General features: G+C 71.8%; 9 protein-coding genes. 4 read left to right on the forward strand and 5 right to left on the reverse strand.

The genetic code is table 11. The features are described from left to right. The first annotated feature begins 139 nt into the window (after positions 1-139). Positions 140-907 (forward strand): hypothetical protein, encoded by a 768-nt coding sequence (locus tag AB3M34_RS13445; RefSeq protein ID WP_370614574.1) that lies wholly within the window; start codon positions 140-142, stop codon positions 905-907. A 6-nt stretch (positions 908-913) separates the two neighbouring features. Here AB3M34_RS13445 and AB3M34_RS13450 read toward each other — a convergent pair whose 3' ends face one another. From AB3M34_RS13450 to AB3M34_RS13465, 4 genes are all read right to left on the reverse strand, one after another. Continuing rightward, positions 914-1,717: an ABC transporter permease gene (locus tag AB3M34_RS13450; RefSeq protein ID WP_370614576.1), complete on the reverse strand. Its 804-nt coding sequence runs from the start codon at positions 1,715-1,717 to the stop codon at positions 914-916. Beyond that, positions 1,717-2,571: an ABC transporter permease gene (locus AB3M34_RS13455; RefSeq protein ID WP_370614578.1), complete on the reverse strand. Its 855-nt coding sequence runs from the start codon at positions 2,569-2,571 to the stop codon at positions 1,717-1,719. Before AB3M34_RS13455 ends, AB3M34_RS13450 begins: the two co-directional genes overlap by 1 nt. Next, a complete protein-coding gene (locus tag AB3M34_RS13460) occupies positions 2,568-3,482 on the reverse strand; it encodes an ABC transporter ATP-binding protein (protein WP_370620017.1) in 915 nt (304 codons plus the stop codon). The genes AB3M34_RS13455 and AB3M34_RS13460 overlap by 4 nt, the downstream gene beginning before the upstream one ends. Before the next feature lie 158 nt (positions 3,483-3,640). Next, positions 3,641-7,675: a family 78 glycoside hydrolase catalytic domain gene (locus AB3M34_RS13465; protein WP_370614580.1), complete on the reverse strand. Its 4,035-nt coding sequence runs from the start codon at positions 7,673-7,675 to the stop codon at positions 3,641-3,643. A 190-nt stretch (positions 7,676-7,865) separates the two neighbouring features. Here AB3M34_RS13465 and AB3M34_RS13470 point away from each other — a divergent pair, with 190 nt between their 5' ends. From AB3M34_RS13470 to AB3M34_RS13480, 3 genes are read left to right on the forward strand one after another with little or no spacing between them, the layout of a single operon-like run. Beyond that, positions 7,866-8,519, forward strand: coding sequence for a hypothetical protein (locus tag AB3M34_RS13470; protein ID WP_370614582.1), 654 nt, complete (start codon positions 7,866-7,868; stop codon positions 8,517-8,519). Positions 8,520-8,562: 43 nt separating this feature from the next. Beyond that, positions 8,563-13,149 carry an ATP-dependent helicase gene (locus AB3M34_RS13475; RefSeq protein WP_370614584.1) on the forward strand — a complete coding sequence of 1,529 codons (4,587 nt, stop codon included), beginning with the start codon at positions 8,563-8,565 and terminating at the stop codon, positions 13,147-13,149. Positions 13,150-13,151: 2 nt separating this feature from the next. Continuing rightward, positions 13,152-13,937: a DNA-formamidopyrimidine glycosylase family protein gene (locus AB3M34_RS13480; protein ID WP_370614586.1), complete on the forward strand. Its 786-nt coding sequence runs from the start codon at positions 13,152-13,154 to the stop codon at positions 13,935-13,937. A 77-nt stretch (positions 13,938-14,014) separates the two neighbouring features. Here AB3M34_RS13480 and AB3M34_RS13485 read toward each other — a convergent pair whose 3' ends face one another. After that, positions 14,015-14,641, reverse strand: a complete 627-nt coding sequence (locus AB3M34_RS13485; protein ID WP_370614588.1) for a GNAT family N-acetyltransferase — start codon at positions 14,639-14,641, stop codon at positions 14,015-14,017. Between the last annotated feature and the right edge of the window lies 1 nt (position 14,642).

A 14,642-nucleotide genomic window follows, 5' to 3' on the forward strand; every position in this document is an offset into this window, starting at 1 on the left:
CCTCATATTTGAGGTGGGCGGCACGCATCCGGGGTGATAGCACCTCAAACGGGCTCGGCCAGGACTGGCTGCCGCGGTGAACCACCGGCGTGGCAGTCTTGGGGGCCGGCGTGGATACGAGGACAGGAGCGCTTCACGCATGGACGGGTCATCTCGGGAGGCGCGGTTCGCCGTCCTCAGCAGGCGCGTCCTCGTCTTGACGGCGTACGCCCTGGCGGCGGTGGCGGTGGTCGCGTTCGTCACCGACCGGAACACACTCGGCATTGCGATCGTCGTGCTCATCGGCGTGTTGGCTTTCGCACGCGCCATGTGGACGGTCGTCCGCGGGCTGCGAGAGATCAAGCGCACGAAGACGGAGCTGCCGACGGCACTGGTGGTCGCGACTCCCGACGAGCCGGCACTGGTCGACGTCGTGGTTCCTGCGCTGCTCGCGCTCAACAGCGACGACCTCCCCTACCGCATCGACGCCGCCCCGACGCCCGGCGGCGTCCACGTCGACGTGCGCTGGAAGTCCGAAGAGCTGCGCTGGCAGACGCTGTTCGTGAGGGGCCGCGTGGCGTATTCGTGGCGGATGGAGGTCAGGCTGGATCCCACGAGCGCGCGCTACGCGTTCACGGAGTGGTCGGCGACGGCCAAGACGCGCGCGGCGGCCGGCTCGGGCGGCATCGCCCTCGACGGCCGCTGGACCTGGAAGAAGGGGAAGACCGCCTACCAACGGTCGATGTCGTTCCGGGAAGGTGCGGACGGCCAGGTCACAGTCGCCGGCGATACCGGACCTCGTACGTCGTGGGTCGGCGTCACCTACATCCGGCCCGGGGAGGCGAAGGAGCCAGTGTTCAGCGTGCTGCGCAACCACGGGTGGCGGCCGAAGCACGACTGGTTCGGCGCCCGACTCTTCGAGAAGTAGCGCCGGTCAGCGCAGGATCAGCAGCCCGACCCTGCGCGCGGCGACGTGCAGCCCGAGCGCGCCCATGACCGCGAAGTAGGCGACGGGCACGAGCAGCTCGGGCCCGACGTCACCCGTCGTGAGCGAGCGTACGAGGTCGACCGCCTGGTAGAGCGGCGTCACGGTGACGATCGTCTGCATCCAGTCGGGGTAGGCCGACAGCGGGTAGAACGTCGCCGAGAACAGGAACATCGGCATGATCGCGACCTGGATGAACTCGAAGTCCTGCCACGACCGCATCCATGTCGTCAGCGCCAGACCGGCCGCCGCGAACCCGAAGGCGACCAGCAGCGCCGCCGGGAGCGCCAGCAGCGTCCACCACGACGAGGTCAGCCCGAGCGCCACCATGATCACCACGAACGCTGCGCCGTACGCCGCCCCCCGGGTCGTCGCCCACAGCACCTCCCCCACCGCTGCGTCCACCGGCCGCAACGGCGTGGCCAGCACGGCGTCGTACAGCTTCTCGTACTTGAGCCGGAAGAAGAACCCGTACGTCGCGTCGAAGAGCGCCCCGTTCATCGCCTGCGTCGCGAGCATCGCCGGGGCGAGGAACGCGGTGTAGCTGATCGTCTGCCCGTCGTCGAGCGTGATGTCGCCGACGAGCGCCGCGACCCCGACGCCGATCGACAGGAGGTAGAAGAGCGGCTCGAGGAAGCCCGATGCGAACGCCGCAGGCGCACGCTTGTAGACGCGGACGTGGCGTTCGAGCAGCGGGTACGAGGTGGGTCGGGCCGAGCGCACCGTGCTCCGGAGCACCGTCGAGGGCGCCATCAGATCCTCCCCAGCCTGCGCGCGAACTGACGTTGTGCGAGCACCCATCCGACGGCTGTCACGAGCAGCAGGTAGCCGACGTGGATCCACGCGGCCGACGTGGCCTCACCGGTGGTGGCCATCCGGCAGAGCTCGACGCCGTGCCACACCGGCAGGGCCTTCGCGACGGCCTCGACGGCGGCGGGCAGCTGATCCACCGGGAAGTAGGCGCCCGAGAACAGCGTCATCGGGATGATCCCCAGCCGGAACACCAGGCCGAGCGCCGTGTCCTCCTTGGCCCAGCCCGCGTACGCGATGATCGGCGTCGTGTGCGCGAGCCCGACGAGGAGCGCGGCCCCGACGAGCGCGACGCCTCCCAGCACGGTGCTGATCGTGCCGAACAGGGCGACGACCACCGAGAGCAGCACCACCGCGATCAGCACCCGCACGGCGACGTAGGTGGCGGCGCCGTTGACGAGGTCGCGCACCCGCAGCGACGTCGCCCGCATCGCGTAGTAGATCTTGGTCCAGGTGAACCCCGCGTAGACCGGGAAGGTGCTCTCGCCCGCAGCCGCCATCACCGCCGTGACCGCGACCATCCCGGGGGCGATGAACGCGAGGTACGAGAGGCCACCGAGCGCCGCGGCCCCGTCGCCGGTCGCGCCGGCGCCCCCCTCGTCGACGAACGTCCCGAGCCCGAGACCGAGGGACGCGAGGGTGAGCGCAGGGAGGACCGAGTACGAGAAGGCCGACCCGCGCCAGGTACGACGCAGGACGGTCGCGTAGTACGGGGCCTGGCGGGCAACCGCCTGCCAGGCCGACGGCGCACGCGTCGGCGTACGGACACCGGCGGACTGCGTGCCGGTGCCGCTCATACGTCCAACGACCGTCCGGTCAGCCGGAGGAAGACGTCCTCCAGGGAGGACCGGCGTACGAGCGTGCTCCGCGGCTCGAGCCCTCGTGCCATCGCTTCCTCGACGACCTTCTCGCCATCGGCGACGTAGAGGAGGACCCGGTCGGGGAGCACCTCGACCCGCTCCGCGAGGTCCTCGACGCGTTCGGCCGCTGCTTCGTTCTCGCCCACACCCATCCGCAGCTCGACGACCTCCCGGGTCGAGTAGCGCGCGATCAACGACAGCGGTGACCCCTCGGCCGCGATCAGGCCGCCGTCCATCACGACGAGCCGGTCGCACAGCTGCTCGGCCTCGTCCATGTAGTGCGTCGTGAGGACGACCGTGACACCGGTCTGCTTCAGGCGGTGGAGCTGGTCCCACACGACGTGCCGCGCCTGCGGGTCGAGGCCCGTGGTGGGCTCGTCGAGGAGCAGGACCTCAGGCTCGTTGACGAGCGAGCGGGCGATCGTCAGGCGCCGCTTCATGCCGCCCGACAGGTCCTCGACCATGCCGCCGGCCTTCTCGGTGAGTCGGACGAACTCGAGCAGCTCGTCGGCCTTGCGCGCCGCCTCGCGACGCCCGATGCCGAAGTAGCGGGCGTAGACGACGAGGTTGTCGCGGACCGTCAGGTCACCGTCGAGCGAGTCCTCCTGAGGGCAGACCCCGATCCGCGCGCGGATGGCCGAGCCGTCGGTCTCCGGGTCGAGTCCCAGGATCCGGAGCGAGCCGCCGCTCACCGGCGACACCGCAGCGATCATCCGCATCGTCGACGACTTGCCCGCGCCGTTGGGGCCGAGGAACCCGAACGCCTCGCCGCGCTCCACCGTCACGTCGATGCCCTTGACGGCCTCGAACGTCCCGTACGTCTTGCGCAGCCCGCGCGCCTCGATCATCGGTTGGCTCACCGTTCGAGCCTAGGGACGATCGCCGACGAATGTCTTGTCGATATCGGCGCTGCCCCCCAGTCCCGCTGGTCGAGGAGGGCGAGGAACGAGCCCGTCTCGAGATCCGGGTCTCGATCGCTGCGCGCCTCGACCAGCGGAAGTGGTGGTCAGCCGATCGTGCCTCCCCGTACGTCGTCGAGCACCGCAGCGCCGGCAGCAACGGTCCACAACCCGACGCGACCGCCGCGGGCGTCGAAGAACGCCCGGTCCGCTGCGTTGAGCGTCGCTGCCGCGAGCTGCTCGTCGTTGCGCCACACGGTCACGACGCCGTCCGTACCGACGCGCGCGCGGAGAACGTCTCCATCAGCCAGCGTGACCTGGGTGAGCCCGTAGTCGGTCCAGCCGTTTCGCGCCAGGCGCAGCGCGGAGACCCGGACGCCCTTGCTCCGGCCGTCGTAGACCACCGAGATCGCACCGGCGTCCGGGATCGAGCCGGTCTGCACCTTGAGCAGCAGACCCTGCGCTGCCCGCGTGTCCACCTGACGGATCCGCACCGACGCCTCCTGCGTCGTCCCGAACGACTCCTTCCACACGAGTGGGCCGCCCAGCCGGACGTCGAGCCCGCGGTCCACGACCCGGTAGAACGCCGGTCCTGGCAGGCCGGTCCAGCCGGCTCCGACTGGGCCGTCGGGGCGTTCGAAGTCGTCGAGCAGCCCGATGCCGACGGTGAAGGTGCGGGTCACCGGCTCGGCCGCGGCGTAGTCCTCGTCACCGGGCTGCGACGCCGTGATCGTGCACGTTCCCGCTCCGGTCAGGGTCACCGTGCCGTCCTCGACGCGGCAGACGCCGGTCGCCTCGTACGAGACAGGCAGCGCGGAGGACGCCGTCGCCTCGAGCGCAAAGGGCGCATCCCCGTACGCCCGGGCCGGCAGCGGCTCGAGCGTGATCGTCTGCGCGACGTCGTACCCTTCGGGGCAGATGCTCGTGAGGCGGTCGTCGAGCCCGGCGGCGTTCCCCGGCTCGAGGCTCAGGACGTGGCAGCCGGCGGCGACGCCGTCGACGCGCAGGTAGCCCCGCTCGTACGCCGCCGGCGTCGCGCGGCCGTCCACGTACACGGTGTCGTCGCCCTCGGCCGCACCCGGCACGGACACCCTCGCGACGGTGTTGCCCGGGATGTGCACGCCGATGTCGGTACGCCCGTCGACCGTGTGGTGCGCGGCGCCGATGCTCCCCTTGAGCGTGGGCAGGGTGACGTGCGCCCAGTCGACCGCCTCGGGCTGCGGGCGTACGTCGAAGGTCGAGTAGCCCGGTGTCGTCGGCTCGATGCCGAACATGCCCTGTGGCACGTTGTACGCCGGCGAGGCCGCCCACGGGTGGGACCACGTCATGTTGCTCTTCAACGAGACGTCCCACGCCTCCGCGGTGGCGCCGGCCCCCTTGGCGATCATGTTCATCCAGCTGCGCAGCCCGGTGCCGGTGAGCATCGCGTGCGCCGCCTCGGCACGGTCACCGTCGTACAGCGACTCCAGCACGAACGCCGCGCAGTAGACCGAGCACGCCATCCCGCGCGACTCGATGTAGTCCGCCGTCTGCTCCGCGCGGTCGTCGCCGGCGAGGCCGAACGCGGTGGCGAACACGCTGGCGTGGAACGCGAAGTGGTCGACGGGGGTGCCGTCAGCGTTGAGCCCGTCGCGGTACGCACCCTTGGTCTCGTCGAAGAGCCTGGCGTTGGCCTCCTCGCGGAGCCGGTCGGCGGTCGCCGTGAAGCGTGCCGCGTCCGCGTCCTTGCCGAGGGCCTTCGCGATCTCGGCCATGTCGCGGTAGCTCTGGTGGCCGATCGCGTTGATGACGGTGTTGTACGGGCGGAAGACGTAGCCGTCCCGCTCGGACGTCGGCCAGTCCACGATGTCGCAGTCGTTGCCGCATCCGCTCGCCCCGTTCGAGCCGGAGTTCTTGCGGATCAGCCCGGTGCTCTGCTCGAGCCACTCGTCGGGCAGCTTGTCGACCAGCGCGGCGTAGTTCATGGCGAGCGCGGCCGTGTCACCGGTCTGCTGGAAGCTGTCGTGGAACGCGAGGATCGTGTACATCGGCCACTCGGTCGGCCACGTCCGCCGGCTCAGCAGATACTCCAGCGAGTAGTTGCCGAGCGTCGGGTCGTCCGACACGAAGAAGTTGGCCATCATCTGCAGGTACGAGTCCGCCTCGTATGCGCCACGCTCGCGGCTCCACGAGTCCACGTAGAGGTTGTGGTTCGTGGCCTCGATCGTGTGGCGAGACAGCTCCCAGACCTGGTTGAGGTTGTCGTCGGAGGAGTCGAAGACGGCCCCCTTCGCGTCGTACGGATAGATCTGCGCGAGCGCCGTGAAGTCCTTCTTCCCCAGGCCGGTCGGTGCGCCGAGCACCTCGACGTACCGGAAGACCCGCATGCCCCAGGTCTCGACGTGCTGCCGACCACCCGCGAGGGTCCACCTGTCCTGGTAGGTGTTGCCGGTCCGCATGGCGTACCGGACGGTCTGCGGCGCCGACAGCTCCTCGCCGAAGCGGAGGTCGAGCACCTGGCCGGCGGTGCCGTCGACGTCGAGGCTGAGTCCGCCGATCCACGTCTTGCCGTAGTCGATGAAGTAGTTGCCGGGAGACTTCTCGATGACCTCGACGGGGTCGCGGAGCTGCTGCTCGACCTTCGCCGTCGGGGTCGCCTGCAGGTCGGCGAAGGCGGCCTTGGGCTGTGCCGGCTTCCAGGCGGAGGCGTCGAACCCGGCGCGCTCGAACCCGGTCGGGTACGCCGCGGCCTGGAGGTTCTCCTTCGGCGCCACGAAGTAGCCGGTGCCGATGCTGCCTGCGGACGGGAACACCGTCGAGCCGTTGAGCGTCCGCCAATCGCCGCCGGTGCCGTACGTCTGGCGGCTGCCGTCGGCGTACTCGACCACGAGCTGGGCGAGGAAGCGCTTGTCGGAGGTGGTGTAGGCGAGGGCACCGATCGCGTTGTCGGCGCCGGGCTTCAGCAGCGACGTCACGTCATAGCCGTCGTACCGGGTCTCGCTCCGGACCGGCTGGGTGGGCCCCAGGCCGACGAAGGTGCCGTTGACCCAGGCCTTGTACACGTACTGGCGCGTGGGGGCCGTCGACGACGCGGTCGCGAACAGCGTCGCCCGCGCGATCTCCTTGTCGGCCAGCTGGGTCTCGCCCCGCAGGAACGCCCAGTCGGTCCCGCCCTGGCCGTACACGCAGTTGGCGTTGGTCCCGACGACGAGGCAGCCGTCCGAGACGGTGGCGCAGGCGAACTCGGAGGAAGGTCGGTCGAACGCGCTCTGGTAGAGCACCGTCCCGTCTGCGGCGGTCACCGACATGTCGTCCCATGCGCTGCGCTCGCTGCCGCCCGTGCGGAAGCCGATCGCGCCCGACGCGAACGTCGGGTCGGTCGTCGTGTCGACGACCGTGCCGTCGATGGAGGTCGTGATCGTCTCGCCGTTCACCTCGAGCTTGAGGCGGTAGTCCGTGTCGCGAGCCAACGCGAGCGGCAGAGGAACCGTCTTCAGCACGGTGAACGCGCCGTTGACCCGCTTGTGGGGGGCCAGCTGGTTCACGCCGTCGCCACGGATCTGCCACATGTAGCCGTTGTTGGCGTCCTTGGCGCGGAACACGATGCTCGCGTTCTGGCTGGTGATCCGGAACGTCGTCTCGACCGTGTAGTCGGTCCACGCCGTCGCTCCGGCCTGGTCGGCGAGCCAGATCGGGACGGCGTCGCCCCAGGGCGCGTCGGGCGCGGTGCCGAACGTCGCCGGCTCCGACCAGGCGGACGGCTCCCCCGCTGCGTCCCACGTGCGGACGCGCCAGCGGTAGCCGGTCGCCGCGTCGAGCTGCGGCCCGGCGTACGCGACGTTGGTGCTCGCGGCGGTCTCGACCTTGCCCGAGTCCCACACGGCGGCGTCCGCGAGATCGGCGCCGAGCGGTGCCACCTGGATGCGGTACGCCGACTGGAGGGACGACGCCACGCGCCAGCCGAGCAGCGGCGCGTCCCGGTCGTCGACGTCGGCGGGACTGTCCCGCTGGCCGACGGTGAGGCCGGTCGGCGCACTGTCCGCCTCGGCGGCGGCCGGTACGACGGTGGGCGCCGAGGCGGCGAGCGCCACCGGCGCGGCCGCGACCGGCAGGGTGAGTGCGGCCGCGGTCAGCAGCACGGAGAGAGCACGGGTCGGGCGCACGGGACTCCTCGGGTGAAACGTTTCAAGGGTGCGCCACGACGGTAGTGACGTGACCGCCGTCACGTCAATCGATTCCATGGCCGATACCGGACACCCGCCGCGCCTCGTCCCCCGATTTGGTCAGTTCTCCACCGAACTCGTACGCCCGGAGGTGGAGAACCGACCAAATCGGGGAGGTAGCGTGTGGCCGGTGTTCCGTCTGATCCGGCCCGAGTCGGAGCCCTGGCTCGATGTCGCCCGACCCTCACCCACGGACGCCGACCGCGCCGCCGGTCAGCTGCGTGCCGACTACGAGCGCTGGTCGCGCTGGGCGCTGGGGCTCGGTGGCTTCGTCTCAGCGGCGGGCGGACTCTTCACCGCCGTCGGCGTCGTCACCACCGCGTACGCCCTCGATCGTGGGGTCGCTCTGATCGACGTCGTCGCGGTCACGATCGCGGGCGCCGTCGGCCTGGCCGGAACGGCAGTGCTGGTGATGCTGTGGCGCAGCGGGCGACGGCTCACTCGGGGCGCAGCGCAGTGGATCCGCGTCCCGTACCTCCTCAGCGGCCGCTCGCGCACCGCACGCGGCTGGCTGAAGGCCCGGACGGTGAACGTCGAGCCGCGCATCCTCGTCCGGCTCGCGACCAGCACGGCCGCGCTGCTGCTCGCGGTGGCGGGGATCTCCGCCGCGGTACGGGACGTGGTGACCGAGACCAGTACGGTGACGTACGCAGCCGCTGCCGTCGGCGTCCTCGCTCTGCTGTCCGGGCTCGGCCAGCTGGGTGGCGTGCTCCGCATCGTGTCGGGCCTCGGCGAGGCGGACCCGCTGTGGCACCGCATCCGTACGTCGTTCCGCGCCGAGTGAACGGCCGTCCGCAACTGTCGGTGGGGCGCGCGATGATGGACGGGTGTCCGACGTTCTCGACCGCTTCTCCCCCGCCACTGCGGCGTGGTTCCGTGGCGCGTTCCCGGAGCCGACGACCGCGCAGGTCGGTGCGTGGGACGCGATCGCCGACGGCCACAACGCCCTCGTCGTCGCCCCTACGGGTTCCGGCAAGACATTGTCGGCCTTCCTGTGGGCACTCGACCGGCTCGTCACCGGCCCACCTCCGGAGGACCCCAAGCGGCGTCCGCGCGTCCTCTACGTCTCGCCGCTCAAGGCGCTGGCGGTCGACGTCGAGCGCAACCTCCGCTCACCGCTGGTCGGCATCACCCAGACCGCCAAGCGCCTCGCCGCGTCCGGCGAGTCAGAGCCGCCGCGCGAGGTGACGGTCGGCGTACGCTCCGGCGACACGACACCCGCCGAGCGCCGTACCCTCTCGACCCGTCCCCCCGACATCCTCATCACAACGCCTGAGTCGCTCTTCCTGGTGCTCACCTCGGCCGCGCGCGAGACGCTGCGCGACGTCGAGGCGGTCATCGTCGACGAGGTCCACGCGGTCGCGGGCACCAAGCGCGGCGCCCACCTGGCCCTGAGCCTCGAGCGCCTCGACGCCCTTCTCGAGCGCCCGGCCCAACGGATCGGGCTGTCGGCGACCGTGCGCCCCCACGCCGAGGTCGCACGGTTCCTCGGCGGCGCGGCGCCGGTCAGGGTCGTGGCTCCCGAGTCGCAGAAGCGTTGGGACCTCTCGGTCGTCGTCCCCGTCGAGGACATGACCTCGCTCCCGACCCGGAGCACCGACGGCGAGGACGAGGGCGCGGCCGACTCCCGTGACCAGGCCTCGATCTGGCCGCACGTCGAAGAGCGCGTCGTCGACCTCGTCGAGCAGGCCCGTTCCTCGATCGTGTTCGCCAACTCGCGACGTCTCGCCGAGCGGCTCACGGCACGGCTCAACGAGATCCACGCCGAGCGCGTCGGCGTCGAGGTGCCCGACACCGGCTCACCCGCAGCGGCGACGCCGGGGCAGTCGGGCACGGCCGCCGGTTCGTCCCCGCTCCTCGCCAGAGCCCATCACGGCTCGGTCAGCAAGGAGCAGCGCGCTCTCATCGAGGACGACCTCAAGTCCGGTCGTCTCCCGTGCGTGGTCGCGACGTCGAGCCTCGAGCTCGGCATCGACATGGGGGCCGTCGACCTCGTCGTCCAGGTCGAGTCGCCGCCGTCGGTCGCGAGCGGTCTCCAACGCGTCGGCCGAGCCGGTCACCAGGTCGGCGAGATCTCCCGGGGCGTCGTGTTCCCCAAGCACCGCACCGATCTCCTCCAGGCGACCGTCACGATCGAGCGGATGGTCGAGGGCGCGATCGAGGAGCTCTCGGTCCCCACGAACCCGCTCGACGTCCTCGCCCAGCAGGTCGTCGCCGCGTGCGCGCTGGACGTGCTTGACGTGGACGAGCTGTACGAGACGGTGCGCCGCGCCGCCCCGTACGCGACGCTCCCCCGCTCCGCCTACGACGCCACGCTCGACCTCCTCGCAGGCCGCTACCCGTCCGACGAGTTCGCCGAGCTGCGCCCCCGCATCGTCTGGGACCGTGTCGCCAACACCCTCACCGGCCGCCCCGGCGCGCAGCGGCTCGCCGTCACCTCCGGAGGCACGATCCCCGACCGCGGCCTGTTCGGCGTCTACCTCGTGGGCGCCGAGTCCAACGCCCGGGGCAGCGCGCGGGTCGGCGAGCTCGACGAGGAGATGGTGTACGAGTCGCGGGTCGGCGACGTGTTCGCGCTGGGGGCGACGAGCTGGCGCATCGAAGACATCACGCACGACCGCGTGCTCGTGTCACCCGCGTACGGGCAGCCGGGCCGGCTCCCGTTCTGGCGCGGTGACAACCCCGGCAGGCCGATCGAGCTCGGGCGGGCCCTCGGCGCCTTCACCCGAGCGGTCGCGACCGGCGACCGCGACGAGGCGCGCGCACGCTGCGAGGCCGCGGGGCTCGACGCGTACGCCGTGGACAACCTCGTCGCGCTCGTCGACGAGCAGCGCGCCGCGACCGGGCGGGTCCCCGACGACACGCTGCTGGTGGTCGAACGGTTCCGGGACGAGCTCGGCGACTGGCGCCTCGTGCTGCACTCCCCGCTCGGCCTCGCCGTCCACGCGCCGTGGGCTCTCGCGGTCGGTGCTCGGGTGCGTGAGCGATACGGTCTCGACGCCGCGAGCATGGCCAGCGACGACGGCATCGTCGTACGCCTCCCGGAGACCGACGCCGATCCACCCGGCGGCGAGCTGTTCGCGTTCACCCCCGAGGAGATCGAGGACCTGGTCACCGAGGAGGTCGGCGGATCCGCCCTCTTCGCGGCGCGGTTCCGCGAGTGCGCCGCCCGCGCGCTGCTGCTCCCCCGCCGTGATCCCGGTCGGCGCAGCCCGCTCTGGCAGCAGCGCCAGCGCGCCGCCCAGCTCCTCGAGGTCGCGCGCCGCTACCCGACGTTCCCGATCGTGCTCGAGACGGTGCGCGAGGTCCTCCAGGACGTCTACGACCTGCCGTCGCTGGTGCAGATGATGCGCGACCTCGAGGGGCGGCGGCTCCGTATCGTCGACGTGCAGACGCAGGAGCCCTCGCCGTTCGCGAAGTCGCTGCTGTTCGGCTACGTCGCCGCGTTCCTGTACGAGGGCGACAGCCCGCTCGCGGAGCGTCGCGCCGCTGCGCTGTCGCTCGACTCGTCGCTCCTCTCCGAGCTGCTGGGGCGCGCGGAACTGCGCGACCTGCTCGACGCCGAGGTGATCGCCCAGACCGAGGCGGAGCTGCAACGACTGGTGCCCGACCGCCGTGCGAGAGGCGTCGAGGGCGTCGCCGACCTGCTCCGGCTGCTCGGCCCGCTCACGTCCGACGAGGTCGCCGAGCGTTGCACCGAGCCCGCCGAGTCAGGCGCCTGGCTCGTCGAGCTGGCCGAGACGCGACGCGTGCTGCGGGTGAGCTTCGCCGACGCCCAGTGGTGGGTGGCGGTCGAGGACGCCGGACGCCTGCGCGACGCCCTCGGAGTCCCGGTCCCGATGGGCGTTCCGGACGCGTTCGTCGTCCCGGTCGACGACCCGCTCGGTGACCTCGTCGCCCGGTACGCCCGCACGCACGCGCCGTTCGTCGCCTCCGAGGTCGCCGTACGCTTCGGCCTCGGTGTCGCGGTCGTGTCGGAGACGCTGCGTCGCCTCGGTGGGCAGGGTCGCGTCACCGAGGGTGAGTTCACGCCCGGCGCCGGAGGCTCGGAGTGGTGCGACGCCGAGGTGCTGCGCCGGTTGCGCCGACGGTCGCTCGCCGCCCTGCGCAAGGAGGTCGAGCCGGTCTCGCCGGAGACGCTCGGGCGGTTCCTCCCCGCGTGGCAGCACGTCGGGGGCCGCCTGCGCGGCGTCGACGGTCTCGTGACAGCAGTCGAGCAGCTCGCCGGAGCGTCCGTCCCGGCGTCGGCCCTGGAGCCGCTCGTCCTCGGCGCCCGCGTGCTCGACTACTCCCCCGCGATGCTCGACGAGCTCACGGCCGCCGGCGAGGTCGTGTGGTCGGGCGTCGGCTCGCTGCCCGGCAACGACGGCTGGGTCTCCCTCCACCTCGCCGACACTGCGCCGTTGACGCTCGCGCCCCCGTCGGAGCTCGAGCTCAGCGCGCTCCAGGAGGCCGTTCTGGGCGTCGTCCAGTCCGGCGGCGCCTACTTCTTCCGCCAGCTCGCCGACGCTGTCGCTGCAGGCACGGACGTGGCCCCCGTCCTTGACGGGGAGCTCGCTGACGCCCTCTGGGACCTCGTCTGGGCCGGCTACCTCACCAACGACACCCTCGCTCCGCTGCGCACCCTCGTCGGCGCGGGGCGGACGGCCCACCGGCAGGCGCGCAGTGCTCCACGCCTGCGCGGACGCCGCTCACCGTCGTTCGCGAGACCCACGATGCCGACCCGGACGGGGCCGCCGACGGTCGGTGGCCGCTGGGCGCTCGTCCCCCGCCCCGAGGACAACCCGACCGTCCGCGCTCACGCGACCGCCGAGCAGCTTCTCGAGCGCCACGGCATCGTCACCCGCGGCACGGCTGTGAGCGAGGGCGTCACGGGCGGGTTCGCCGCCGTCTACAAGGTGCTCAGCGGCTTCGAGGAGGCCGGACGCGCCCGTCGCGGCTACTTCGTCGACGGACTCGGAGCTGCGCAGTTCGCGACCGCAGGGGCTGTCGACCGGCTCCGCTCCTACTCGCGCGAGCCGGGCACCGATCCCGAGCGCCGCGCCGTCACTCTCGCAGCGACCGACCCCGCCAACCCGTACGGCGCCGCCCTCGGCTGGCCGGTCACCGACGGCGGCCACCGCCCGGGCCGCAAGGCGGGCGCACTCGTGGTGCTCGTGGACGGGGCGCTCTCGCTGTACGTCGAGCGTGGGGGCCGCACGCTGCTGACCTTCGACGACCTCGACGACCCCGACGGCGCCGCGCGCCTCCAGCCGGCGATCGATGCGCTCGCCACCGCCGTACGCGACGGGTCCCTGGGCCGTCTGACGGTCGAGAAGGCAGACGGTGAGTCCGTCCTGGGCACGCCGCTCGGCGCCGCCCTCGCGCAGGCGGGGTTCCATGCGACGCCGCGCGGGCTGCGCATCCGGGGCTGATCGTGCCCGAGGGAGATGCCGTCTGGCGGACGGCTCGACGCCTGGACCAGGCGCTGGGCGGTCGGACGCTGGTGACGAGCGACTTCCGCGTGCCTGCGTACGCCACCGTGGATCTCGCCGGAGAGACGGTGCACGAGGTGGTGAGCCGGGGCAAGCATCTCTTCGCGCACGTCGGCGACGAGATCAGCATCCACACGCACCTCAAGATGGAGGGCGCGTGGCTGGTCTACGAGCCGGGTGCGCGCTGGACCCGTCCGGCGCACGAGGCGCGCGTCGTGCTGGAGACCGCGCGGGTCCAGGCCGTCGGCTTCGCGCTCGGGATCGTCGAGGTCCTCAGCCGAACCGAGGAGGCCGCCGTCGTCGCTCGCCTCGGGCCGGATCTCCTCGATCCCGACTTCGATGCGGCCGAGGCGCTGCGCCTGCTGACGGCGGACCCTCAGCGCCGGCTGGCCGAGGCGCTGCTCGACCAGGGCAACCTCGCCGGCATCGGCAACGTCTTCCGCAACGAGATCATGTTCGTGCACGGCATCCACCCCGACGCCCTGGTCGTCGACGCTCCCGACGTGGCAGCCACCGTCCGCACGGCTCGCAGGATGCTGCTGGTCAACCGCGAGTTCCCCGAGATCGTGACCACGGGCGTACGCCGCCGCGGTGAGCGCACCTGGGTCTACGGTCGGGGCGGCGAGCCCTGCCGACGCTGCGGGACGCGCATCGAGCGGCGCGCTCCGTCCGGTCAGGACCAGGACCGGGTCACCTACTGGTGCCCGCACTGCCAGCCCTCGCCCTGACGAGCACTGAGGCGGTGCGTATCGACATTGCGACCAGCACGGCGCCGCAATGTCGATACGCACCGCCTAAGTTCAGGTCAGCCGAGGGCGACGATGGCGTTGAGGAGCGCCGGCGAGAGGGGCCTGTCCGCGTACACGACCCGCTCGTGCCTCACGGTCGCCGGGAGCGACGCAGGATCCGGGTGGTCCGACCCGTCAGGGGTCGCCGTCGCGCCGCGCCACGCCAACGTGAGCCCGACGCGGTCGAGCACCCGGATCGAGGCAGGGTTGGCTGTCAGTGCACGCGCCGTCACAGGATCGTCGCTGCCGAGCGCACGCGTCGCGTCCAGCGCCGTACGCGCCGCCTCCGTGGCGACGCCACGGCCCCAGCTCACGGGTGAGAAGCGGTATCCCAGGTTCCATGCGGCGAGCCCGTCACCCAGCTCCATCCACGTCATGCCGACGGTCCCGAGGAACGAACCTGCCTGCACCGGACCGAGGTCGACGGTCGCGCGCACACCCCATTCACCGAGGCCGGCCTTGTCCCACGTCCGCGTAGAACGCTCGACGAGGAGCAGCGCGCGCTCGCGGTCGCCGAAACGCCCCGAGGGCAGGTGTCGCCAGGTCGCGCGATCGCCGTACACCGCGAACACGTCGTCGGCGTCAGCAGGCTGCAGACGGTCGTACCGCAGCCGTGGCGACGTCAGGTGTTCGAGGCCGTGCAAG

It is taken from the genome of Mumia sp. Pv4-285 (genome assembly GCF_041320275.1).
Classification (GTDB): domain Bacteria; phylum Actinomycetota; class Actinomycetes; order Propionibacteriales; family Nocardioidaceae; genus Mumia; species Mumia qirimensis.